This window comes from Novosphingobium terrae, from assembly GCF_017163935.1.
GTDB lineage: Bacteria > Pseudomonadota > Alphaproteobacteria > Sphingomonadales > Sphingomonadaceae > Novosphingobium > Novosphingobium terrae.
The window spans coordinates 697,595-720,652 of record NZ_JABVZR010000001.1 but is presented as its reverse complement, the minus strand read 5'-3'; the positions used below and the strand labels follow the sequence as shown (position 1 = coordinate 720,652).

The 23,058-nt window shown below is 65.9% G+C and carries 20 protein-coding genes; 14 read left to right on the top strand and 6 right to left on the bottom strand.

The window, feature by feature from the left end; all coding sequences use genetic code 11:
• Positions 1-62: 62 nt before the first annotated feature.
• The 8 genes from nhaA to HGK27_RS03310 all read left to right on the top strand — a co-directional run bounded on the left by nhaA (position 63) and on the right by HGK27_RS03310 (position 7,818).
• Positions 63-1,196 carry a Na+/H+ antiporter NhaA gene (gene nhaA / locus HGK27_RS03345; RefSeq protein WP_206238729.1) on the top strand — a complete coding sequence of 378 codons (1,134 nt, stop codon included), beginning with the start codon at positions 63-65 and terminating at the stop codon, positions 1,194-1,196.
• Between the two features lie 265 nt (positions 1,197-1,461).
• On the top strand, positions 1,462-2,121 hold the full coding sequence (locus HGK27_RS03340) for a hydrolase (protein ID WP_206238728.1): 660 nt from the start codon (positions 1,462-1,464) through the stop codon (positions 2,119-2,121).
• A gap of 67 nt (positions 2,122-2,188) precedes the next feature.
• On the top strand, positions 2,189-2,437 hold the full coding sequence (locus tag HGK27_RS03335) for a DUF1427 family protein (RefSeq protein WP_206238726.1): 249 nt from the start codon (positions 2,189-2,191) through the stop codon (positions 2,435-2,437).
• 22 nt (positions 2,438-2,459) lie between these two features.
• Positions 2,460-4,301 carry an amidohydrolase gene (locus HGK27_RS03330; RefSeq protein ID WP_206238724.1) on the top strand — a complete coding sequence of 614 codons (1,842 nt, stop codon included), beginning with the start codon at positions 2,460-2,462 and terminating at the stop codon, positions 4,299-4,301.
• A 40-nt stretch (positions 4,302-4,341) separates the two neighbouring features.
• Entirely contained in the window at positions 4,342-5,250 is a 909-nt protein-coding gene (locus HGK27_RS03325; RefSeq protein ID WP_206238722.1) for a glyoxalase, read from the top strand.
• A complete protein-coding gene (locus HGK27_RS03320) occupies positions 5,247-5,666 on the top strand; it encodes a DoxX family protein (protein WP_206238720.1) in 420 nt (139 codons plus the stop codon). The genes HGK27_RS03325 and HGK27_RS03320 overlap by 4 nt, the downstream gene beginning before the upstream one ends.
• A gap of 5 nt (positions 5,667-5,671) precedes the next feature.
• Entirely contained in the window at positions 5,672-7,096 is a 1,425-nt protein-coding gene (locus HGK27_RS03315) for an alginate export family protein (RefSeq protein WP_206238717.1), read from the top strand.
• 17 nt (positions 7,097-7,113) lie between these two features.
• Positions 7,114-7,818, top strand: coding sequence for a YoaK family protein (locus HGK27_RS03310; RefSeq protein ID WP_206238716.1), 705 nt, complete (start codon positions 7,114-7,116; stop codon positions 7,816-7,818).
• A 4-nt stretch (positions 7,819-7,822) separates the two neighbouring features.
• Here HGK27_RS03310 and HGK27_RS03305 read toward each other — a convergent pair whose 3' ends face one another.
• On the bottom strand, positions 7,823-8,488 hold the full coding sequence (locus HGK27_RS03305) for a response regulator transcription factor (RefSeq protein WP_241126817.1): 666 nt from the start codon (positions 8,486-8,488) through the stop codon (positions 7,823-7,825).
• Between the two features lie 147 nt (positions 8,489-8,635).
• On the opposite strand from HGK27_RS03305, the gene HGK27_RS03300 reads away from it, so the two are divergent.
• Positions 8,636-11,665, top strand: a complete 3,030-nt coding sequence (locus HGK27_RS03300) for a sensor histidine kinase (RefSeq protein WP_206238714.1) — start codon at positions 8,636-8,638, stop codon at positions 11,663-11,665.
• 3 nt (positions 11,666-11,668) lie between these two features.
• Here HGK27_RS03300 and pnuC read toward each other — a convergent pair whose 3' ends face one another.
• Genes pnuC through HGK27_RS03285 form a run of 3 tightly spaced genes read right to left on the bottom strand, consistent with a single transcriptional unit; the run spans position 11,669 to position 15,756 of the window.
• Positions 11,669-12,238: a nicotinamide riboside transporter PnuC gene (gene pnuC, locus HGK27_RS03295; protein WP_206242771.1), complete on the bottom strand. Its 570-nt coding sequence runs from the start codon at positions 12,236-12,238 to the stop codon at positions 11,669-11,671.
• A 37-nt stretch (positions 12,239-12,275) separates the two neighbouring features.
• The gene (locus HGK27_RS03290) at positions 12,276-13,421 is read right to left on the bottom strand and encodes a phosphotransferase enzyme family protein (RefSeq protein ID WP_206238712.1); all 1,146 of its coding nucleotides are present in this window, start codon (positions 13,419-13,421) and stop codon (positions 12,276-12,278) included.
• 7 nt (positions 13,422-13,428) lie between these two features.
• The gene (locus tag HGK27_RS03285) at positions 13,429-15,756 is read right to left on the bottom strand and encodes a TonB-dependent receptor (RefSeq protein ID WP_206242769.1); all 2,328 of its coding nucleotides are present in this window, start codon (positions 15,754-15,756) and stop codon (positions 13,429-13,431) included.
• A 166-nt stretch (positions 15,757-15,922) separates the two neighbouring features.
• Between HGK27_RS03285 and HGK27_RS03280 the strand changes: the two genes are divergently transcribed.
• The 3 genes from HGK27_RS03280 to HGK27_RS03270 all read left to right on the top strand — a co-directional run bounded on the left by HGK27_RS03280 (position 15,923) and on the right by HGK27_RS03270 (position 20,004).
• Complete coding sequence (locus tag HGK27_RS03280) at positions 15,923-16,321, top strand: hypothetical protein (protein WP_206238710.1); 399 nt, start codon at positions 15,923-15,925, stop codon at positions 16,319-16,321.
• A 94-nt stretch (positions 16,322-16,415) separates the two neighbouring features.
• Complete coding sequence (locus tag HGK27_RS03275; RefSeq protein ID WP_206238708.1) at positions 16,416-18,566, top strand: TonB-dependent receptor plug domain-containing protein; 2,151 nt, start codon at positions 16,416-16,418, stop codon at positions 18,564-18,566.
• A gap of 10 nt (positions 18,567-18,576) precedes the next feature.
• Entirely contained in the window at positions 18,577-20,004 is a 1,428-nt protein-coding gene (locus tag HGK27_RS03270; protein ID WP_206238706.1) for a PepSY-associated TM helix domain-containing protein, read from the top strand.
• On the opposite strand, the gene HGK27_RS03265 is transcribed toward HGK27_RS03270, so the two are convergent.
• Together HGK27_RS03265 and HGK27_RS03260 are read right to left on the bottom strand one after the other, a co-directional pair.
• On the bottom strand, positions 19,970-20,413 hold the full coding sequence (locus HGK27_RS03265) for a hypothetical protein (RefSeq protein ID WP_206238704.1): 444 nt from the start codon (positions 20,411-20,413) through the stop codon (positions 19,970-19,972). The genes HGK27_RS03270 and HGK27_RS03265 overlap by 35 nt on opposite strands.
• Before the next feature lie 229 nt (positions 20,414-20,642).
• A complete protein-coding gene (locus HGK27_RS03260; RefSeq protein WP_322099013.1) occupies positions 20,643-21,107 on the bottom strand; it encodes a YbaN family protein in 465 nt (154 codons plus the stop codon).
• Between the two features lie 237 nt (positions 21,108-21,344).
• Here HGK27_RS03260 and HGK27_RS03255 point away from each other — a divergent pair, with 237 nt between their 5' ends.
• On the top strand, positions 21,345-21,824 hold the full coding sequence (locus HGK27_RS03255; RefSeq protein ID WP_206238703.1) for a hypothetical protein: 480 nt from the start codon (positions 21,345-21,347) through the stop codon (positions 21,822-21,824).
• Between the two features lie 244 nt (positions 21,825-22,068).
• On the top strand, positions 22,069-22,935 hold the full coding sequence (locus tag HGK27_RS03250) for a GGDEF domain-containing protein (RefSeq protein ID WP_206238701.1): 867 nt from the start codon (positions 22,069-22,071) through the stop codon (positions 22,933-22,935).
• Positions 22,936-23,058: the final 123 nt, after the last annotated feature.

Sequence of the window (23,058 nt, the reverse complement as noted above, 5' to 3'; positions counted from 1 at the left end):
GCCATAGCCCTGGCCCGCAAGCCATGGCATGAAGCACCGGACCGATCCGCCGGGGGACTGCCATGCCACAGCCAAACCGCTCATTTTTCGCCCGTTTTCTGAAGGCAGAAGCCTCGGGCGGGGTGGTACTGATGCTCTGTGCGGCGCTGGCGCTGGTGGTGGCCAACAGCCCGCTGGAACCGGCCTACACCCATGCGCTGCACGGGCATCTGGGCCCGCTCTCCGTGCTGGACTGGATCAATGACGCGCTGATGAGCCTGTTCTTCCTGCTCGTCGGGCTGGAAATCAAGCGCGAGATGCTGGTGGGCCAACTTGCCCGCCCTGCTGACCGCGTGCTGCCGCTGATCGCCGCGCTGGGCGGCATGGTGGTGCCCGCGCTGATCTATCTGGCGATCATCCATGGCGAGCCTCGGATGATGCGCGGCTGGGCCATTCCCGCCTCCACCGATATCGCCTTTGCCATCGGCGTGATGGCGCTGCTGGGGCGCAAGGCGCCGCCCTCGCTGCGCATGCTGCTGGCGGGCATTGCCATCATCGATGATATGGGCGCGGTGGCGATCATCGCTCTGGCCTATACGGCGCAGATCCATGCCCTGCCGCTGGCCGTGGCCGGGCTGGTGCTGATCGCGATGGCCGTGGTGAACCGAAGCGGCGTCGCCAAGCTCTGGCCCTATCTGGTGCTGGCGGCGCTGCTGTGGGTCGCGGTGCTGCTCTCGGGCGTGCATGCCACGCTGGCGGGCGTGCTGGCCGCCTGCTTTATCCCGCTGCGCAGACAAGGCGCCCGCCCCTCCCCGCTGCACCGGCTGGAGCATGGGCTGCACCCATGGGTCAGCTTCGCCATCGTACCGCTGTTCGGCTTTGCCAATGCGGGCGTGGCGCTGGGGGGGATGGGGCTGGCGCAGTGGCTTGACCCTCTGCCGCTGGGCATCGCGGCGGGCCTCTTCCTTGGCAAACAGATGGGCGTGATGGGCGCACTCTGGCTCTGCGCCAAACTGAAGATCGGCGCCAGACCGCGCGGCGCCAGTTGGCGGCAGACTTATGGCACCGCCCTGCTCTGCGGCATCGGTTTCACCATGAGCCTGTTTATCGGCGGCCTCGCCTTTGCCGACCCGGCGCTGGTCGATGCGGTGAAGATCGGCGTGCTGGGCGGATCGCTGCTTTCCGCACTGGCCGGAGCGCTTGTGCTGGCGATCTGAAACGCGTCAGCAACACCTAAACCTTGGCATCATCATTTTCCCACGAAGGGGTGATCATCTCACCCCCTTGTGGGGCATGCGCCTTGCCCGCTGCCGCGCCATCATCCCCGCGCGACCTGCGGCGGACCCCCTTCAACCTTTCATTCCACTTTCTTGAACATTTTGATCATTTTTATCCCACTCCTCCGCAGGATTATCCTCGCCTATCCAGTGCTCACCGCGGCACTAACGCGACACCGATACCACCCCCTGACGGAGAAGACCCATGACCATCACTGCCACCCCGACCCCCGCCAAGGCTCTGCTTTCGCCCGCCAATCACGCTCTGGTGCTGATCGATTTCCAGTCGCAGATGGCCTTTGCCACCAAGTCCATCGACACGACTTTGCTGCGCAACAATGCCGGCCTCGTCGCCAATGCCGCCGCCGGTTTCAACGTCCCCACCATCCTGACCACCGTCGCTGAAAAGAGCTTCTCGGGCCCGATGTTCAGCGAAGTGACCGAGCCCTTCCCCGGCCAGAAGCTGCTGGACCGCACCAGCATGAACACCTGGGAAGACGCCGCCGTGATCGACGAGATCAACAAGATCGGCAAGGAGCGCATCGTCTTCGCCGGCCTGTGGACCAGCGTCTGCATCGTCGGCCCCACGCTCTCGGCCATCGAGCAGGGCTATGAGGTCTACATCATCACCGACGCCTGCGGCGACATCTCCACCGAAGCCCATGAACGCGCCGTGGAGCGCATGATCCAGGCCGGCGCCCGCCCGGTCACCTCGCTCCAGTACCTGCTCGAACTGCAGCGCGACTGGGCCCGCACCGAAACCTATGACTTCACCACCGGCGTCGCCCGCAAGCTGGGCGGAGCCTATGGCCTCGGCATCACCTACGCCAAGACCATGTTCAACGCCTCGGAAGGCGGCCACTGATCCTCTGGCGCCGGGGCAAATCCCCCCGATTGCCCCGGCGCCGCCCTTTTCCGGAAGGCCTACCCCCATGAAACCCTATCTTCTCTCGCTGGCCGTCGGTGTGCTTGTCGGCGGCATCTATGCCCTGCTGGGTGTGAAGTCCCCCGCTCCCCCCACTATCGCCCTGATCGGCCTGCTGGGCATGTTGCTGGGCGAACAGGCGGTGCCGGTGGCGCAGAAAATGCTGCGCAAGGAACCGGTGCTGGCCTTCGTGAAGACCCATGCCGCCCGCCGCGTGCTGGGCGACCACATCAAACTCCCCACCGACAACGCCTGATCCAGCCCCCCGGAGCCTTCCCATGACCGATCTCATCATCATCAACGCCAAGGTCACCACGCTGGATCCCAGCAACCCCACTGCCGAGGCCGTGGCCATCCGTGACGGCAAGATCCTCGTGGCAGGCTCGGAAGGCGAAGCCCGCGCCGCCGCCCCTCAGGCGACCATCATCGACGCCGGCGGCCGCCGCCTGATCCCCGGCCTGATTGACAGCCATATCCATGTCATCCGCGGCGGTCTGAACTACAATATGGAGCTGCGCTGGGAAGGCGTGCCCTCGCTGGCCGACGCCATGGCGATGCTCAAGCTTCAGGCCCAGAACACCCCCGCCCCGCAATGGGTGCGCGTGGTCGGCGGTTTCACCGAACATCAGTTCGCCGAAAAGCGCCTGCCCACCATTCAGGAAATCAACGAGGCCGCCCCCGATACGCCGGTCTTCATCCTGCACCTCTATGACCGCGCCCTGCTCAATGCTGCGGCCCTGCGCGCCGTGGGCTACACCAAGGACACGCCCAACCCGCCGGGCGGCGAGATCGTGCGCGATGCGCAAGGCAACCCCACTGGCCTGCTTCTGGCTCAGCCCAACGCCACGATCCTTTACGCAACCTTGGCCAAGGGTCCGAAGCTGCCGCAAGAATATCAGCTCAATTCGACGCGCCAGTTCATGCGTGAGCTGAATTCGCTGGGCGTCACCTCAGTCATCGATGCCGGTGGCGGTTCGCAGAACTATCCCGACGATTACGAAGTCATCGAAAAGCTGCACAAGGACGGCGAGATGACCTTGCGCGTCGCCTACAACCTCTTCACGCAGAAGCCGAAAGAGGAACTGGCCGACTTCACCAACTGGTCCAAGCAGGTCAAGCCGGGCGACGGCGACGACACCTACCGCCACAATGGCGCGGGCGAAATGCTGGTCTATTCCGCCGCCGATTTCGAGGATTTCCGCGTCGCCCGCCCGGATATGCCGCCCGAGATGGAAGGCGATCTGGAGCCCGTCATCCGCCTGCTGGCCGAGCGCCGCTGGCCCTGGCGCATGCATGCCACTTATGACCAGACGATCAGCCGCGCGCTCGATGTCTTCGAGAAGGTCAACCGCGACATTCCGCTGCAAGGCCTCAACTGGTTCTTCGACCATGCCGAGACCATCAGCCACCGCAACATCGACCGGATTGCTGCGCTGGGCGGCGGCATCGCGGTGCAGCATCGCATGGCCTTTCAGGGCGAATATTTCGTCGAGCGCTACGGCGCCAAAGCCGCCGAGGCCACCCCGCCGATCAAGCGCATGATGGAGGCAGGCATCCCCGTGGGCGCCGGCACCGATGCCACCCGCGTCGCCAGCTACAACCCCTGGGTCTCGCTCTCATGGCTGGTGACCGGGCGCACCGTGGGCGGCCTCTCGCTCTACCCGGTGCGCAACCGTCTGGACCGCGAAACCGCGCTGCGTCTGTGGACTCAGGCCAACACCTGGTTCTCCAACGAGCAGGGCAAGAAGGGCCAGATCGTCGCCGGACAGTTGGCCGACCTCGCGCTGCTCTCGGACGATTTCTTCACCGTGCCCGACAATGAAATCGCCCACATCCGCGCGGTGATGACCGTGCTTGGCGGCAAGGTCGTCCATGGCAACGGCAGCTATGCCAAGCATGCCCCCGACCTGCCCAAGCCCATGCCCGACTGGTCGCCGGTCGGCACCTTCGGATCGTGGACCGCACCGGAAACCAAGAAGAAGCTCGCCTCGGCCTGTGGCTGCGCCTCCTCCTGCGGCGTCCATGGCCATGACCACGCCGCTGCCCTTGGCGCGCAGGCCCCCACCGCCGACCCCCAGAGCTTCTGGGGCGCCCTTGGCTGCGGCTGCTGGGCCGTCTGACACTCATTCCCCCGTTCTTTGCTCCACAAGGATAATCCCCATGAAACTGTTCAAGACCCTGCTCGCCGCTTCAGCCCTCACACTGGCCGCCCCCGCCGTGATGGCCGCCCCCGCTGCTTCTGCCGACTACGCCGTGGGCCCGCAGTATGACACCACCCACGTCTACGTCCCCGCGGACCAGTTCGACGCTTTCGTCACCAGCTTCTCGGCCACCTTCGGCGGCACCACCAGCAAGCAGGGCGAGTTTCAGGTCACCCCCACCCCCAGCCTGACCAAATCGCAGCTGATCCTGACCCCCGCAGGCACGCTCTCGGTCTTCGGCTTCAAGACGCCGATCCCCACCCCCTTCGGCGATGAGCGCACCGGCTATCTGGTGACCGACCTCGACGCCGCCGTGGCTGACGCCCGCAAGCATGGCGCCACGCGCCTCATCACCAGCTTCCCCGATCCCATCGGCCGCGATGTGGTGGTGCAATGGCCGGGCGGCGTGAACATGCAGCTCTACTGGCACACCGCCAAGCCCAACTACACGCCGCTGGCCAGCGTGCCGGAGAACCGCATCTACCTCACCCCCGATGCCGCCGACGCCTTTGTTAAAAGCTGGACCGGCTACGCTCACGGCAAGATCACCGCTGATGATCGCAATGCCCCCGGCGATGAAGTCGGCCAGCCGGGCAAGACCATCCGCCGCATCGCCATCGAGAGCGGCTATGGCAAGATGCTGGTGATCGTCTCGGACGGCCAGCTCCCCTGGCCCTATGGCCGCGATATGGCGGGCTATAACGTCTCCGATCTGAACGCCACGCTGGCCAAGGCCACCGCCGCCGGTGCCGAAACGCTGGTCACCGCCCATGCCGGTGCTGATCGCCAGAGTGCCATCGTCCGCTTCCCCGGCGGCTACATCGCCGAAATCCATCAGGCCGCCGATAAGAAGGCGAAGTCGAAATGAGCAAGGCCCTCACCCCGCGCCCGGTCGAGGCCATCCTCGACTGGGCCGGGACGGGCTTCATCGCCCGTCTGGCGCTCTCCAGCGCCTATCTGCTGGGCGGGCTGGTCAAGCTGACCGACTTCCCCGGCGCCATCGCCGAGCAGGCCCATTTCGGCATGCCCTATCCCACCCTTTTCGCCATCCTCACCATCGCGGTGGAACTGATCGGCCCGGCGCTGATCCTGTCCGGCAGGCTGGTGTGGCTGGGCGCGGGCATGCTGGGGGTCTTCACCGCTCTGGCCGCCATCACCGCCAATGCCTTCTGGACCATGCCCACCGGCCCTGAACGCTTCGGCGCCACCAACGCCTTCTTCGAACATCTGGGCCTTGTCGGCGGCTTTATCCTCACCGCCCTGCTGGCCCGCCGCCGAGACTAATCCCCATGCGCCGCTTTTCCGCCCTCTCGCTGCTGCTCCTCGGCCTCATCCCCGCCACGGCACAGGCCGACACCCCCACCGAGGCGTGGCAGCCCCCCGTGCTGACCACCGAGCGCTACAATGAGGACTGGTCCAATCTGGCCAACCAGACCAGCCGCACGGGCCACTGGACAGAAAAGCTGAAGTATATCCCGCTGGACGATACGGGCCGCGATTACCTCACCACCGGCCTTGAACTGCGGCTGCGCAATGAGGATTATGGCAACAACGCGCTGGGCAATGCCGCCGCCCCCAACAATGGGTATCTCTGGACCCGCCTGCTGCCCTATGCCGATCTGCATGTGGGTTTGGGCAAAATCGAAGTCCGCGCCTTTGCCCAGCCGATCATCGCCTATGCAGCGGGCGTCGCGCCCTCGGCCAGCGCCATCGATCAGACGCGCGTCGATACACTTCAGGCCTTCGCCGATGTGGTGGTGCCGCTGGACAGCAAGACCACCCTGCGCCTGCGCGGCGGCCGCGAGATGATGAGCCTCGGCACCGAGCGCCTGATCGGCACGCGCTATGGCCCCAATGTGCCGCTGGCCTTCGATGGCGGGCGGGCGATTGTCCATCGCGGTAAGCTGACGGTGAACGCCTTCTACCTGCGCCCCGTCGAGCCCGGCAAAGGCACCTTCGACGATCATACATCGCAGGCCAGAGCGCTGTGGGGCGTCTATGCCACGCAGTTGATGGGGCCTGCGGGCGTGGATGTCTATTGGCTCGATTATCGCAACGATCTGGCGAGCTTCCAGAACGCCAGCGGGCGCGAGATCCGCCGCACGGCAGGGCTGCGCTTTTTCGGCAAGACGCCCGTCAGCGACACCGCCACCGTCCACTGGAATATGGAGGGCATGCTGCAATCGGGCCATCTGGCCGACCAGACCATCCATGCCTGGTCCGTCGGCAGTGAGGCCGGTGTCAGCTTCACCAAGGCCCCCTTGAAGCCCGACCTCACCCTGCGCTTCAATGTGGCCAGCGGCGACAGGAACGCGGGCGACCATCGCCTCGGCACCTTCAACGCCCTGTTCCCCAAGGGCAAATATTTCGGCGAACTCTCGCCCATCGGGCCTTACAATCTGGTCAATCTCCAGCCGGTGCTGGCGTTTGATCTGGGCAAGGGCGTGGGGCTCAGCGTGGCTGCCGGAGCCTATTGGCGTCAGAGCCGGGGTGACGGCGTCTATGATATTCCCGGCCATCTGCTGGTGGCCAGTGACAAGGGCAATGGTCGCTTCCTCGGCAATCAGGCCGAAACCGCTGTGGAATGGCGCGCCACGCAGGAGCTGACGCTGTCGGCCTCGCTCTCCCTGTTCCGCAGTGGCGGCTTCCTGCGCGAGGCCGGCTTTGCCCGCACCATCCATATGCTCGGCCTTGAGGCCAATTACCGCCTGTAACGCGAAGAGGACCTGCCATGATCACACCTCCCGCACCCAAGCCGCTGATGCTGCCCGGCCTGTTGCTGCTGCTTTCGGTCACCACCGGGCTGATCGATGCGATCAGCGTGCTGGGTCTGGGCAAGGTGTTCACGGCCAATATGACGGGCAACATCGTGTTCCTCGGCTTTGCCGCCGTGGGCACGCCGGGGTTCCACCCCCTGTCCTACATCCTGGCCATCGGCGCCTTTCTGGGCGGCGCTCTGCTGGCGGGGCGAACGGCCAGGGCCATGGCGAACCGTCCCCTGCGCCGCTGGCTGATCGGCGCCGCCACGCTGGAAACCGCTGCCCTGTGGGCCGCCGCCGCTCTGGCGCTGCACTTCGATATGGCAGCGCAGAGTCCCTCTCATGCGCTCTATGGCATCATCGCGCTGACGGCGCTGGCAATGGGCTTCCGCAATGCCACCATCCGCCAGCTCAAAGTGCCCGACCTCACCACCACCGTGCTGACCCTGACACTGACGGGCCTTGCCGCCGATTCAGCGCTGGCGGGCGGTGCCAATCCCAACGCCGGGCGGCGCATCGCCAGTGTCGTCGCCATTTTGCTGGGCGCGGCTTTGGGGGCATGGATGGTCACGCAAGGCGGGCTGGTCCCCCCGCTGCTGCTGGCCGGAGCGCTGATCCTTGCCGGTACGGTGGCGTGTTCGCTGCATCCTGTCGCCAACAGGCCGCATGAAGGCTGACAGCCTAAATCTCGATGATGCCCCGCCTGGCCGCGATGGTCACGGCATGGGTGCGATCGCGCGCGCCCAGCTTGGAGAAGATCGCCTTCATATAGCCCTTCACCGTCTCCTCGGCCACGGCCACCCGATCGGCGATCTGGCGGTTGGAGTGGCCCGAGGCCGCCAGCGACAGCACGCGGATCTCGCGCTCGCTCAGCGCGTCCTGCACGATATGGATGGCGATCCCCGTGGCCACCTGCGCATCGACATGCCGCCCGCCCTGCCGCACCGAACGGATCGTATCGAGCAACTCCTGCCTCAGCGCGCTTTTCAGCAGATAGCCCGCAGCCCCGGCCTTCAGAGCCCGCAAGGCCTGCGTATCCCCGGCATAGGTGGTGAGCACCAGAATGCGCGCGGCGGAATCGAGCGCCATGATCGCCTCGATCGCCTCCAGCCCGCCCATGCGCGGCATCTGCAGATCCATCAGCACAACATCGGGATGCAGGGCCTGAAACCGGGCGACCGCCTGCTCGCCATCCTCGGCCTCGCCCACCACTTCCATGTCGCTTTGCGAGGCGATGATGGCGCGAATGCCGTCACGCAGAAACACATGGTCATCCACGACCAGCACGCGGATCACGCCGGCAGCAGACGCGCGAGAGGAGGCCGACGAAAGCGGGGGCAAAGGCAAGACAAAGGTTCTCCGCAAGGAGCAGGGTGGGGCCTCACCCGCCTAGCATTGCCTTTCCGGCGCTGTCGATGGCCTCGGCGGTCGGATGCGTCATTCTGCGCAGCCGCGCCCTCTGGCGGAGCACGCCGCCCTGCCTATAAGGGCGCGATGCTGCACCCCCGCCCTGCTTTGCCAAACCGCTGGCGCCTTGCTGTTGCCTTCGCTCTGGCGCTGATGACGGGCGCGGGCGAGGCGCAGCAAACAGCCCCCGCATTCCCGAACCTCACCCATGCCGCGCTGACCGCGCAACAGGGCGCCCCCCCGGGCATCAGCGCCATGGCGCAAGGCCCCGAGGGCTATCTCTGGCTGGCCGCGCGCGACGGCCTGTGGCGCTATGACGGCACCAGTTTCGAGCATATCCCCGCCCCCCACGGCGCCCGTTTTGCCGAAGCCGCCGCGACCAGCCTGATCGTCACGCAGCAGGGTGAGGTCTGGGTCGGCTATGGAGCCAGCGGCGGCGTGGCGGTCTTTCGCGGCGGCAGGCTGATGGACGGTGGCATGCGCGAACCACCGCCGCAGATCGTCAACCTGCTGCAGGGGCCGGATGGCGCGATCTGGGCACAATGGGGCGGGATCGACAAGCGGCTGTGGCGTTACGCAGGTGGGCACTGGGCGCTGATGGACGATGCTTTCGGTCTGCCACCGGGCTATGCCATGCCGCTCATCCGCCGCAGCGACGGCTCGCTCTGGCTACCGGTGATGAGCCCCGAGCAGGATGGCGCTGGCCTTGCCGAACTGCGCCCCGGCGAACATCGCTTCCGCTGGCACCCGGGACGCTTCGAGTATCCCGTTCTGGCCGAGGATGCCCATGGCCAACTCTGGGTGGGTGACCGGCATGCCATCACGCGGCTGGATGCGGACGGCCGGGCGACAGGCCCCGCCTGGCCCGCCGTGCCCGGCACCGGCCTGCCGACGCTGCGTTTCGACAAAACCGGCGGCCTTTGGGAAACCACGCGCACCAAGGGCTTGCTGCATATCGCCAACCCCGACGATCCGGCCAGCCGCGCTCAGGTCATGGATGCGCAAGGCGGCCTGACCTCCGATCAGACCCGCCGCATGCTGCAGGACCGCAACGGCACGGTCTGGGTCTCCACCGAAGAGGGGCTCGACCGTTTCACGCGGGCCCCCATCGCCATCAACCATGCCATCGCCACCAGCCCGATCGACGGGATCGCTTTTGCGGCCTCGCGGGACGGGGCGGTGCATATCCTCAACCATGGCAACCTCTATGATATCGCCATGAACGGGCCTGCAAGGCTGCGCATGCGGCTCCAGCGCGAGACGACTTTGTGCGAGACCACCGGCGATGCCCTGTGGCTGGCCGACAGCGACGCGATGTTCCGGCTGGAGGGCCATGCCAAGCGCGATGTCTCGCCCCTGCCAGTGCATATGCCCTTTGGCTGCCTGCGTGATCCGCAGGGCCGGTCATGGGTGTTGGGCGAGGATCATGCGGTGTGGTGGCAGGATCAAGCGGGCTGGCACCGCGCCGGGCAAGGCAAGAATCTGCTGCTGCCCGGCGCGGGGCTGCGGCTGGGTCGCCAGGGCCATGTCGCTTTTGCCGACGGGGTGGACGGTGTGACGGTGGTGGAGGGCTCAGCCTTCCGCCGGATCGCTCTGGCGCCGCTCAAGCTGGGGCAGCTGCGCGGCATCGATGCGGGGGAGCGGGGCTTTCTCTTCACGATGGAACTGGGCGTGGCGCGTTTGCGGGACGGGCATCTTGCCGTGCTGACAACGCAGGATCAGCCATGGCTGCGCACCATGCGCACCGTGGTGCGCGGCGCGCGGGGCGAAAGCTGGTTCTATGGGCCGGGGCGGCTGGCGATGGTCTCGGCGCAAGATCTGGATGCAGGCTTCGAGCATCCCGGACGCCCCATCCCTCACCGCCTGCTTGACACTGGCGATGGCCTGCCCGTCACCATGCAGCATCCCGGTTTTATCGGCACACAGGCTTTGGCCGGGGCCGACGGACGGCTGTGGCTGGCCAGCGCTTCGGGTGTGGCCATGCTGGACCCGCGCACCCTGCCCGCTCTATCTGCGCCGCCTGCCGTGCGGATCAGCGGCCTGACGTTCAGCGGCGGCTTGCTGCGCGATCCTGATGAGCCCGTGCTGCCGCCAGGCAGTTCCACCATCCGTCTGGCCTACACCAGCCCCGGGGCCGCCGCGCCCGAGGCCTTGCACTTCCGCTTTCGGCTGGACGGGGTTGATAACGCATGGGTGGAGGCCGAAAACCGCCGCGCCACCACCTACACCAATCTTGGGCCGGGCCGTTACACCTTCCATGTGCAGGCCGCCGGGGGCGATGGCGTATGGGGGCCGGAAAGCCTGCTGCATCTCACCATCCGCCCCGGCTTTGTGCAGGACTGGCCCTTCAAGCTGCTCTGCGCGGGGCTGGCGGTGCTGTTGCTGTGGCTGGCCTATCATGCGCGGATGCGCGCGGTGGCGGCCCATGTCCGCCTGCGCATGGAAGAGCGCCATGACGAGCGTGAGCGCATCGCCCGCGAACTCCACGATACGCTGCTGCAATCCATTCAGGGGCTGATCCTGCATGTCGAGGTGGCCGCGCAGGATCTGCCGCCGCGCGAAGCGGCGCGGCTCAGGCTGGAGCAGGCGCTGGACAACACGCAGGATGCGGTGGTGGAACTGCGCGAAAGGGTTGAGACCCTGCGCCTGCCTCAGGCGCCGGGCGATCTGGAAAGCAGCCTGCGCCGGATTGCCCAGACGGTGCTGGGGGATCGCCTGCCTTGCCGGACGATGGTGAGCGGGGTGCCTCAGGATCTCTCGCCGCTGGCCGCGCATGAGCTTTCGGCACTGGCGCGCGAGGTGTTCTTCAATGCGCTGCGCCATGCGGGGGCGAAAGAGATGCTGGTGAGTATCAACTGGCGGCGCGCCCGGCTGGATCTGTGCTTTGCCGATGATGGCGTGGGCATCGATCCGGCCATTCTGGAGGCCGGTTTCCGCGAAGGCCATTTCGGCCTGCCGGGTATGCGCGAGAGAGTGGCCCGTCTGAAGGGCCGCATCAGCATCGCCAATGGCGCGTCAGGCGGGCTGGAGATCATGGTCTCCCTCCCCGCCCGCACGGTCTATGCCGACCCCAGGGGGATCGGGGCGGGGCTGCTTTCGTGGCTGCGCGAAGAGTAGGCCCTACGCAGTCAGCGGTCTGCGCCCGGCCTTGTGCCAATCGACATAGCCCATCGCCGCCAGCCCCACCATCGCGGCATAGAGCACGGCGGTCGGGTACAGCCCCTTGAAGACGAACATGCCGACATAGATCACGTCCACCACGATCCACAGCAGCCAGTTGGCCTTGTGGCGGCGCGCCGTCCACAGCTGCGCCACAAGGCTGAAGCTGGTGAGGCCAGAGTCCACCCAGGGCAGCGCGGCATCGGTGTAATGGCTGGTGAACCAGCCGATGGCGACGGCGCCAATGGCCCCTGCGGTGAGCCCGATCAGCGCCTCGCCGGGCGGCAGGGGGCGGACGATGACCTCGCCGCTGGCGTCGCGGTCGCCGCGCCAGGCGATCCAGCCATAGGCGATGCCGAGGCCGAAGAGCAGCTGCAGCGCCATATCGGCATAGAGCTTTTCGTCGCGGAACAGCTTGAAATAGAGTGCGCAGGCCGCGAGGCAGACCGGCCAGCACAGCATATGGCGCCGCGCCGTTAGCCAGATGCCGACAAAGCTGACGATGACAGCGACGATCTCGAACAGGGACATGCCAAACAGCGTCATCATGCGGCCTTTGTGTGGGGTCTTAGGTGTGCGGCAAAGCGGCGTTGCGGACAAGCGCCAGAAGGTCCTGCCCCTCTGCCGTGAGGAACCATTCGGCGTGGCCGATCAGGAAACCGTGCCATGCCAGATCGGCATCCTGCGCCTTGCCCAGCACGCCGTGGAAGTAATCGGCTTCGGACAGGGCGAATTCCACATGCACCAGCGGCAGCAGGCGGGCGAGCAGATCGCGATCCTGCGGGGTGAGCGGGGTTACGCTGGCGTAGCCTGAAAGCAGCGCCAGCGCATCCTCGGGCTCGGTGATGGCGGTTCCATCCGGCCCCAATTCCAGCCAGCGCACCGCCACGCGTTCCAGCGCGGTGGCGAGATCATGCAGCGCGCAGGTGCGGTCCGACAGGCCGAAATCGAGGACTGTCGCCACCTCGCCTTCAACACTCCACAGCAGGTTGGAGGGGTGCCAATCGTTATGCGTCCAGAGTTTGGGTTGCGCGGCTAGAAGGGGTTGCAGTGCGGGCAAGTCCAGCGCGGCGAAGAGGCGCGACAGTTCGGCCTGCCAAGGCTTGTCGGCCAGATAGGTGGCCAGTGCCGGGCGGGCCGCGATATAGGTCCGCGCCGCCGCCAGAGGGTCTGGCGCGGGCAGGATGCTCAGGCTGGTGACCAGCGGCTGGACGGGCCTTGCGGGTGCGGCAAAACCCTCCGCCGCGCGGTGCAGCCGGGCCAGCGCGGCGCCTGCGGCAAAGGCATGGCCGGGCTCGATAAAGGGCGTCCATGATTGGCGGTCTCGGTAGAGATCGAGGCCCTGTGCCTTGCGGTGGATTTCCCAAGTCCAATCGCCTTGCGCCAGAGCGGTGGCGCCGTTCTCCGCCACCAGCAGATCGGCCACCGGTTGGCCCTTGCTCGCCAGATGGGCGATAAAGGCATGTTCTTGCGCCAATCCCTCAGGGCTCCGCAGGCGGCGGCTATGGCGCTTGAGGAACAGCTCTCCGCGATCCGTCCGCGCCAAAGCCGCCGAGGAGAACGGGCGCGGCGAATGCCACTCCAGCGCCTCAAGCCGCCCGGCCTGCGGGAAGCGGGACAGGACTGCCTCCGCCTCATCCGGCGTGATGGCGGGCCAGCTGGGGGCTTCCAGCCCGGTGCCCATGCCGTGGATCAGATGCGGGTCACCGCTCATCGTGTCATCAGAACGCGCGGGCCAGCGTTACCGAGAAGGCACGCCCGCTGCCGATGTAATAGGTCGGCGCGGCACCGGCGATCACCGTGCCATTGGTGCCGACCGTGTCCTGCGCATTGGGGCTGATACCCGACACGCCCGAGAGCACATGCGGATTGGTCAGGTTGATCAGGTTCACCCGCAGATCGGTGCGCTTGCCGTCGATCCAGTCGGCCAGATGCACGCCCAGCGAGAGGTCCAGCGTGGCATAGGCACCAATGTGCTCGTCATTCATGAAGGTGCTGTACTGCTTGCCGACATATTTCAGCGCAAAGCTGCCGAACAGCCGCTTGTCGTCATAGGTACCGCCAAGGCCCAACTGCACGGCAGGAGCCTGCACCGCCTGCTTGCCACGCGTGGGCAGGAAATCATCGCCAACGGGAAGGTTGTCGCCCAGCCTTGCATGCAGCCACTCGCCCGAGGCGTAGAAGCTGAGGCCCTCCATCGGGCGCCAGTCCACCTCGGCATCGACGCCGTATGAGGTCTGATGCCCCGCATTGATCGTGGTGTAGACCTGCGCGCCATTGATATCGGCCAGCGTCGCCAATTGGCGGTTGCGGAAGTTGTAATGGAACGCCGTGACCGAGGCCGACAGGTTGCGCCCCTGCCAGCGATAGCCCAGCTCCTCGCTGATCGAATATTCGTTCTTCAGCGCCGTGGTGCCCTGGCTGGCGATGCCGCCGAAGCCATCATAGGTGTCATACATGGTGTATTGATCGGGGGCGCGGAAGTTGGTCGTCACATTGGCGAAGATCTGCTGACGGTCATCCAACTGGTAATGCACCGAGGCGCGCGGCAGGGCGGCAAAGCTGTCGGTGCGGACGGCGCTCTGGTTGCCGGGCAGCCAGTTGTGGCCGTTGTGCAGCAGATCCACGCCCTTGAAGCCCATATCCACCTTCAGCCTGGGCGTGATGGCAAAGCTGTCGGCCAGGAAGAAGCCCTTGGTGACGGTGATGGTGGTGATGTTCTCCAGCGCCAGCAGACGGCCATCGGCGGTGTGGATGGCGTTACTGTCATAGCCCCACTGGTCGAGCGGCAGGCCATTGTCGTTCAGGCTGGTGAAGCTTTGGGTGTCATGGTCGCTGCCGTAATCGAACCACAGGCCGGCGGTCAGCGTGTGGCGGCCCGCGCTGTAGGTCAGCTTGGCGACATCGCCCGTGCGGAACTGGCTGCCGATGTAATTGCCCAGCACCGTGGCCGTGCCATCCACCGCGCCCGGCAGGTTGATCGGCTGCGTCAATGCCTGCGTGCCGAGGTAATTGCCGGTGGTGGTCAATTCCGTGCCATAGGGCGCGTTGCCATAGCCATATTGCAGGTAGAAGGTGCTGTCGAAGCGCAGATTGTCGGCCAGTTTCAGATGCACCGGGGCCGAGACATACTCATTGCGGAAGGGCTGGCGATAGAGCCGCCAATAGTTCGCTCCGCCCGCTGCATAGGTGGCATCGAAGCCATAGGAGCGGCCATAGCTCTGCCAGTCGGCCAGCGTGGGGTTGGCATAGGTGGAGTTGCGGGCATCGTTGAACGAGAAGGCGATGCTGGCGCGGTTTTCCTCGCCCCATTCCTTCAGCAGCTTGGTGTCGATGTGCTGGCGGCGCTCATAGCCGGGGTTGCGCCAGTTGTCGGCATAGGTGTTCGAATAGGAGACGAAGGCGCGCAGGCCGCTGCTGCCGATCTGGCCGGTGTCGAAGCGCCCGAAAAAGCGCCGCAGATTGTACGATCCGAGCGTGCCGTCCACCAGCGCGCCCATCTTCTGATGCGGATCATCGAGGCTGAGCGACAGCAAGCCGCCCGCGCCATTCACAATCGGCGAATCGAGATCGACCGAACCCTGCCCCAGCGCCACCTGCTTCACATTCTCGGCATCGGCAAATTGCGAGGGATAGGCGTAGTAATAGCCGATGTCGTTCTGGGGGGCGCCCTCCATCAGCACGCCGATCTCGTCCTGACCCAGCCCGCGCAGGGTGAGGCTGGAGCTGGTCGACAGGCCGAAGGGATCGCTCATCGAGACATTGGCGCCCGGCAGCAGGTTCACCAGCTGGAAGGCGTTGAAGGTGGGCGCCTGCTTCTCGATAAAGGCGCTGGAGACGGCGCTGATCGCCTTGGGCGCGCTCTGGTCGGGCAGCAGGCCTTCGGGATCGGGATGGCCGACGACGCGAATGGTAGTGTTTTCATGCGCCTGCTCGGCGGCATCTGGCGAGGCCTCGGCATGGCCCACCAAAGGCAGCGCCAGCGCGGCGCCCGTCGCCAACAGGGCCAGCTTGCGCGAAGCGGAGCGGAAAACAGCAGTCGCAACCATCATCAAATCTTTCTACCCGGCGCGCCAGATGCGGCGCGATGGGGCCTCCCGCCCCTTTGTCGAGCGCCCCGGTAGGGATATGCCGCCAAATTGACAAATTGAACCTGCATATCGACCATGGGGACAATGGTATAAGCTTGTGACCTGTTGTAGAGACGCCACCAGCATGACCGCCCTTCGCGCCTTTTTCCTCCATCATCGCCGTGTGGCAGCGCTGTTGATCGCGCTGACTCTGGCGATGAAGGCGCTGGTGCCCGCCGGTTTTATGCTGGGCAGCGACTCTCGCGTGTTGACGGTGCAGATCTGCGCCGATGCGCTGGGTCAGCAGGTGACGCAAAAGATCGTTCTGCCCTCAAGCCACTCCGGCGAGGATAAGGCCAAGAGCGACAGCCCCTGCCACTTCACGGCGCTTGGTCATGCCATGCTGGGCGGTGCCGATCCGCTGCTGCTGGCGGTGGCGCTGGCGTTTGTTCTGGCGCTGGGCTTTGCGCCCGTTCTGGCACCCGCACCGCGCCGCATCGCCTTCCTGCGCCCGCCGCTGCGCGGACCACCTGCCCTCTCCTGACCCAGTGGCCCGCGCCCCGCGCGCGGGATTTCGCATCCATCGCTGCTCATAAGCACAGCGAACGGCATGCGCCTTGCTCAGGACAGGATGTTTCATGAAGACTGTTTTCTTCGCGCTGCCCGCCATGCTGGCCGGCGCCCTCCCCGCCATGGCCGATGAGGCTGACAGCACCGGTATCGTCGTCACCGCTGCACGCGGCACGGCGCTCAAAGATATGGATGTTTCCGCCAGCGTGCTGTCGGCGAAAGATGTTCAGGCCGCCCCCGCCATGGCCACAGACCAGATCGTCAACCACATCCCCGGCATCTTCACGCTGAACCAGCCCGCCGCCGCGCTCCACCCCACGGGCGACACCTTCAGCATTCGCGGCTTTGGCACCACCACCAATGTCAACACGCTGGTCATGCTGGACGGCATGCCGATGAACGATCCCTATTTCCGCGTGGTCGACTGGAACCAGGTGGCCAAGGGCCAGATCGAAAGCATCGAGGTGATCCGCGGCGGCGGCGCCACCAGCCTGTGGGGCAATATGGCGATGGGCGGCATCGTCAACATCGTCTCGAAGCGCCCTGAAGCAGGCCATATGGATCTGGACATCAGCGCGGGCAGCTACAAGACTTACTCGGCCACCGCGAATGCCGGGATCGGCATCGCGCCGGGCGTGGTGGCAGGGATCACCGCATCGGACACCACCAGCGACGGCTATAACAAGACGCCAGAGGCCTATCGCAACCCCTATATGGTCGCCACAGCATCGCGGAACCTCAATCTGGGCGGCAGCCTGCATGCCGATGTCGCGCCCGACGCACACCTTTATGTCTCGGCCCTGTGGCACAGCCTGCGCCAGACCGGCCAAGTCTGGCAGGGCACCAGCAACCGCTGGGACACCTTCCGCATCAGCTTTGGCGGCGAGAAGGGTGTCGGCCCCGGCAAGCTGTCGCTGAATGGCTGGTATGGCTCGGGCGCGATGGACACCACCAACGTCGGCCAGTCGCCATCTTTCAGCATCTTCAACCCGTCCGTGGGCGTGCCCTATGTGTCGCAGACCGAGCATGCCACTTACAGCAATCTGGGCGCATCGCTGGTGTGGCAGGCCAGTCTTGGCGCGCTGCATGACATCAAGCTGGGCGTCGATGGCCGCACCATCACCAGCAACGATCCGGTGAATTTCTTCGGCACGTCAGGCGCCACCGGCAATCTGCTGTCCCACGCGCGACACCAGTTCGAGGGCGTCTTCGCTCAGGCCAGCTTCGTGCCCGGCGATGGACCTTTGGCCATCACTCTAGGCCTGCGCGGAGACTTCTGGCAGACCGCCAACGGCAGCCTCAACGGCTTCTATCTGGGCTCTCCTGTGGCGCAGACCATCGCCAACCAGAGCTACGCCCGCTTCGACCCGCGCCTCGGCGCCAAGCTGAAGCTGGGGGCGCTCAGCCTGCGCGCTGCGGGCTACAGCAATTTCGCCGCGCCGGGGATGAACCAGATGTACCGCTCGATCATCAGCGGGACGAACTCCACCTCGGTGAACCCCGATCTGAAGCCGCAGACCAATCTGGGCGTGGAGGCCGGCTTCGATCTGGATGGCTCCAAACTGCTGGCCGGGCTGACGCTGTCGGCCACGGCCTACACCAACAAGCTGAAGAACTTCATCGACTATGCCACGGTGCAGTCGGGCTGTTCCGCCGCCACCAACTATTGCGGCACCGGCCTTGCCAGCATCAACGGCGGCACGGTGAGCCAATATGTCAACGCAGGCGATACCGTGTTGCGCGGCTTCGAGGTGCTGGGATCATGGTCGCAAGGCCCCCTCTCCCTGACCGGCGGCTTCACCTACACCGATGCCCATCTCACCTCTTCGCGCTACACCACGGCTTCGGCAGGCGTGATCCCCGACCCCATCAACCAGCAGTTGGGTCAAGTGCCCGAATGGATCGCCAATGCCTCGGCGCAATGGCGCATCACCCGCAAGTTCAGCCTGAACGCCACGGTGAAAAGCTTCCCCTCCTATTGGAACAGCACCTCGCACAATCAGCGCAATGATGGCGCGACGACGCTCGATCTGGGCGCGTCCTGGCAGGTGATAAAGGGGCTGGAACTCTACGCCTCGGCGCAGAACCTGACCAATGTGCGCTACCTCGATCAGGGTTATGGCGTCACCACCACCAACGGCACCACGGTGCGCGGCGGCACCATTCCCGCGCTGGGCATGCCGCTGTGGGCCACCTTCGGCCTGCGCGCGCATATCTGAGGAAAAACCCATGACCTCAACCTTCTACCGCACCGTCTGGCGCTGGCACTTTTACGCTGGCCTGCTGGTGCTGCCGCTGGTGATTCTGCTCTCGCTCTCGGGCGCGCTGTTCCTGTTCAAACCGCAGGTGGAGCGCTGGGAAGAACGCGCCTTCCACAACCTGCCGACCCACAATGCTGCACCGCCCTCGGCGCAGGTCGCTGCAGCATTGGCCGCCTTCCCCGGCGCTCACCTGACCTATTACCGCCTCCCCGAACGCGAGGGCGACGCCGCCATGCTGCACCTCGCCCTTGCCGATGGCACCATGACCGACGCCTTCGTCAGCCCGCAAGGCCGCCTGCTGGGCACATTGCGCCCGGACAATCGCATCATCGCCATAGACCGCAACATCCACGGCCAACTTCTGCTGGGCAGACGCGGCAGCTGGATCGTCGAACTGGCGGCCAGCTGGGCCATCGTGCTGATCGTCACGGGCCTCTATCTGTGGTGGCCGCGCGGGCGAGGCCTTGCGGGTACACTCTGGCCGCGCCTCACGGCCAAGGGGCGCGTGTTCTGGCGCGATCTGCATGCGGTGACGGGCTTCTGGGTCTCGGGACTGGCGCTGGTGCTGCTTCTCACCGGCCTGCCATGGGCCGACGCCTGGGGCAGCGCCTTCCTCGCCATCCGGCAGGAGATGGGCTGGATGCAGGGCACGCCGGACTGGACCATCGGCGGACGCCCCGCCCCGCAAGCGGAAGCCCCCCATGCTGAACACGACCATGCCGCGATGATGGCAGGCATGGATATGGCCGGAATGGATATGCCGGGCATGCACATGGCCACCATGCCCATGGATGACGATGCCATGCTCGACACCATGGTCACCAACGCACGCAACGCCCATCTGGCCTTCCCCGCGTTGGTGGTGCCGCCGGGCATGCCTTCCGGCGAGGGCAGCAGCGGCAAGGCGGCGCAAGGCTGGGCGGTGCGCTCCGATGCGCAGAACCGCCCCTTGCGCGTCACGCTGCATTACGATGCGCAAGGCCAGCTGACCTCCCGCGAGGACATCACCAACCGCCACCCCATCGACAGGGTCGTGGCCTATGGCGTCGCCTGGCATGAGGGGCAGCTTTTCGGCTGGATCAACCAGCTGATCGGTCTGGCGACAGCCTTGATGCTGATCACGCTGGCCGTCAGCGGCGGCGTGATGTGGTGGCGCCGCAGACCGCAAGGCCAGTTGGGCGCCCCTCGCCCCGCCGCCAATCCGGCGCGACTGCAAGGCGTCGCGCCATGGGCGCTGATGATCCTGCTGCTGGTCTGGCTGCCGCTGTTCACACTTTCGCTGGCGGTGCTGCTGCCCTTCGATCGCTGGTTGCTGCCCCGCCTGCCTGCCCTCTCTCGCTGGCTGGGCGCAACGCGCGCGATCAGTTCGTCAGAACCGGCATCCGGTCAGACATAGCCTGCGCCACCATCAACCGGGTCGAGCACAGCGCGCAATCCAGCGCGCTGGCCGCCTCGGCGGTACAGGTCAGGCAGGCCCGCCGCTTGAGCGAGCCATTGACCAGCCCCACCACCATGCTCTCATCCGCCGACAGGCCGGTGCCAGCCTCCGCCCCCACCTTCAAAGGCCGCGCCATCGCCGCCTCGCACAAGGCCATCAGGCTGGCGAAGACCGGCGCCAGCATCGCCCCCACCTGAGGACGCAAGGTGGCCGTCAGGCTGGGCTGCACCGGCTCGCCATTGTCACGCGCGCGGCGCCAGCAGCGCATGGCCGCTACCACCATCGCGGAAGGCACCAGCGGCGAGGTCGACGGCTTGGGGGAATAAGAGGGCGGAGAATAGGTTGGAGGCGAGAAAGCGGGGGGCATGGGGCGTCTCCTCCTGAGTGGCCGGCCGGTCGATGCCGGGAACAGCACCGAACAGTTGTTGCGATCCATTCTCAATAACAGAGATCCGTGACAGGCGCAAGTCACGCCGCGCCGCTTTATCCCGTAAGCCCCCCGACCGACCCAGAGCCGTGCGCCAAACGTGACCCGCCGTTAAAGCATCGTGCAAAAAAGTGGGCACCGGCTTTTTGCACGATGCGACAACAAAAAACTAGCGCGTCTCACCCGAAGGCCGCCGCACGATCCACAAGGCGCAAGAGAACAGCAAGCCGCCCACCAGCAGCAGCACCCAGCCACGCGGATGCACCAGCCACCAGAACAGCGCGAAGCCCAGCGTCATCCCCGCGCAAGCCGCCATCTTGGCATGGCGCGGAATGGCGCGATCACGGCGCCACGCCCGGATCGGCGGCCCGAAGACCGGATGCTCGACCAGCCAGCGCTCCAGCCGGGGCGAGGATCGCGCAAAACAGGGCAAGGCCAGCAGCATGAAATCCGTGGTCGGCAGCAAGGGCACGAAAAGCCCGATGATGCCGATCCCCACCAGCACCAGACCCAGCACCAGCCAGCCCACACGTCGCGCACCTGTGGCGGGTGGACGGGACGAGCGACGATCCGAGTCGTCCCCGGCCATCTCGGGGCTAGCATCGCTGTTGCTGTTCTGGGCGGTCTCTTCCACGCATGTCCTCCGGCGGCGTCCGCCATGATAGGCAGAAAGATCGCGCGGAGCCAGATACTTGCCGCGCATGCTTCCTCGTCGATAAACAGCCTCTGACGGCGCGGTTCAGGGAACCGACAGGCCTCCCCGGCTATATATCTACAGGTTCTGTTTCTTTCCGCTTGCTGCGAAAAGACGACAGCAAAAAACAAGCCGCCGGCCTGATCCCCCCAATGCCGGCAAGAAAGGTGCGACCCCGTGAAAAAATCCCTCTTCGCGCTGGTGCTTTCCGCAACGGTGCTGACCGGCGGCCTGCCGCTGGCCACCACCGAAGCGCAAGCCCAACCCATCGCTGTAGGCATTGGCATCGATCCCTTCATGTGGAGCGGTCACCGCTATTGCTGGTATGACTCGGCCTGGAGCGGCCCGGGCTGGTACTGGTGCGGCTATGGCTGGCGCCGCGGCTATGGCTGGGGCGGCGGTTGGGGCTGGCGCGGTCATGGTGGCCCCGGCGGTCCGCATGGCTGGCATGGCGGTTATCGTGGCGGTCCCGGCTGGCACGGCGGCGGCCCGGGCTGGCATGGCGGTGGCGGTTATCATGGCGGCGGCGGCTTCCACGGTGGAGGCGGTGGCTTCCATGGCGGTGGTGGTGGCGGTTTCCACGGCGGTGGGGGCGGTGGCTTCCACGGTGGTGGTGGCGGTCATGGCGGCGGTGGCGGCCATGGGGGTCATCACTGATCCATCCAAACGGGGGGCTGGCCGCGAGGCAGGTGCCCCCCAGGAATGGCATATCGAACGCGCGGCGGCTTTTGCCTGCCGCGCGTTTTCTTTGGCACTTTCTCCAATCGGATGGCGACCAGCGGCCCGTCATGCCCAAGGCACGGGTTATCCCGCAGCACCGCATTAACCTTGAACCTTATCATTCACTTAAACCACTCCATCAATTTTTGCTGCAGTGCACAGCAGAAAGAGAGAGGCTTTCGTGAATTTCTATCTTGCCACATCCTTCATCTTTCCGCGTTCGCTGCGCATGCGGCTTTTTGCCCTGTGCTTTGTTTCCACCCATGTGCCGCTGCTGGCCTATTGCGGCTGGGGCCTCGCCACGGGGCGGATCGCTCTGGGTGAGTTCCTGCTGCTGACGCTGGCCACGGTGGTGGGCATGGGGCTGGCCCTGTGGGGCATCGGCGCGCTGCTCAATCCCATCCATGTGCTGGCCGAGGCGCTGCATCGCGATGCCACCCCCGCCCCGCTGGAACCGCAAGTGGGCGATATCATCCACACGCTCTATGCCGGGGTGCAGCGCTCCGCCGCCCATGCGCGGGCGCGCATCAACGAGCTGGACTCAGCCGCGCATGAGGATCCTTTGACGGGCATCCCCAACCGCCGCGGCTTCCTCGCCCAGCTGGAGGTCATGCCCGAGGAGCAGCGCCGGGGCTGCGTCGCCATCGTTGACATCGACCATTTCAAGAGCGTCAATGACAAGCTCGGCCATGATGAGGGCGACCGTGTGCTCTGCGCCTTTGCCTCAAGGCTGGCGGGTCAGCTGCGCCGCGCCGATCTGGTGGCCCGCTGGGGCGGCGAGGAATTCGCCATCTTCTTCGACAGCTGCTCCGAAGAGGAAGCCTGCGCCGCGCTGGAGCGCATCGCGGCGCAGATGCGCGAAGCCCCCATCGGCGATGTCGAGGGCCGCGTGATCAGCTTTTCGGCGGGGCTGTGCGGCTGGAGTTCGGGCAGTCTGGACGACCATTTCCAGCGCGCCGATGAAGCGCTCTATGCCGCCAAGCAGGCCGGGCGCGACCGGGTCTGCCGTGCCCGATCGGAAAGCCAGAAGGCCCTGCCCTCAAGCTGACAAAAAGGGCGGCCCGTCCTGCGCCGGGCCGCCCTTTCCGTCTACGCCTGTCAGCGTCCTCTCAATTTTTCACGCGCCTTATTCAGTGCCCTTCAGGCGCTTAAGGCTGGTGCCCTTCGGACG

Excerpts from the sequence above, each read along its gene's own strand:
- HGK27_RS03270 (WP_206238706.1), top strand. The coding sequence starts at position 18,577 with ATGACCTCAACCTTCTACCGCACCGTCTGGCGCTGGCACTTTTACGCT.
- HGK27_RS03285 (WP_206242769.1), bottom strand. The coding sequence starts at position 15,756 with ATGGTTGCGACTGCTGTTTTCCGCTCCGCTTCGCGCAAGCTGGCCCTG.
- HGK27_RS03280 (WP_206238710.1), top strand. The coding sequence starts at position 15,923 with ATGACCGCCCTTCGCGCCTTTTTCCTCCATCATCGCCGTGTGGCAGCG.
- HGK27_RS03290 (WP_206238712.1), bottom strand. The coding sequence starts at position 13,421 with ATGAGCGGTGACCCGCATCTGATCCACGGCATGGGCACCGGGCTGGAA.
- HGK27_RS03330 (WP_206238724.1), top strand. The coding sequence starts at position 2,460 with ATGACCGATCTCATCATCATCAACGCCAAGGTCACCACGCTGGATCCC.
- pnuC (WP_206242771.1), bottom strand. The coding sequence starts at position 12,238 with ATGTCCCTGTTCGAGATCGTCGCTGTCATCGTCAGCTTTGTCGGCATC.
- HGK27_RS03340 (WP_206238728.1), top strand. The coding sequence starts at position 1,462 with ATGACCATCACTGCCACCCCGACCCCCGCCAAGGCTCTGCTTTCGCCC.
- nhaA (WP_206238729.1), top strand. The coding sequence starts at position 63 with ATGCCACAGCCAAACCGCTCATTTTTCGCCCGTTTTCTGAAGGCAGAA.
- HGK27_RS03310 (WP_206238716.1), top strand. The coding sequence starts at position 7,114 with ATGATCACACCTCCCGCACCCAAGCCGCTGATGCTGCCCGGCCTGTTG.
- HGK27_RS03300 (WP_206238714.1), top strand. The coding sequence starts at position 8,636 with ATGCTGCACCCCCGCCCTGCTTTGCCAAACCGCTGGCGCCTTGCTGTT.
- HGK27_RS03265 (WP_206238704.1), bottom strand. The coding sequence starts at position 20,413 with ATGCCCCCCGCTTTCTCGCCTCCAACCTATTCTCCGCCCTCTTATTCC.
- HGK27_RS03335 (WP_206238726.1), top strand. The coding sequence starts at position 2,189 with ATGAAACCCTATCTTCTCTCGCTGGCCGTCGGTGTGCTTGTCGGCGGC.
- HGK27_RS03320 (WP_206238720.1), top strand. The coding sequence starts at position 5,247 with ATGAGCAAGGCCCTCACCCCGCGCCCGGTCGAGGCCATCCTCGACTGG.
- HGK27_RS03275 (WP_206238708.1), top strand. The coding sequence starts at position 16,416 with ATGAAGACTGTTTTCTTCGCGCTGCCCGCCATGCTGGCCGGCGCCCTC.
- HGK27_RS03325 (WP_206238722.1), top strand. The coding sequence starts at position 4,342 with ATGAAACTGTTCAAGACCCTGCTCGCCGCTTCAGCCCTCACACTGGCC.
- HGK27_RS03315 (WP_206238717.1), top strand. The coding sequence starts at position 5,672 with ATGCGCCGCTTTTCCGCCCTCTCGCTGCTGCTCCTCGGCCTCATCCCC.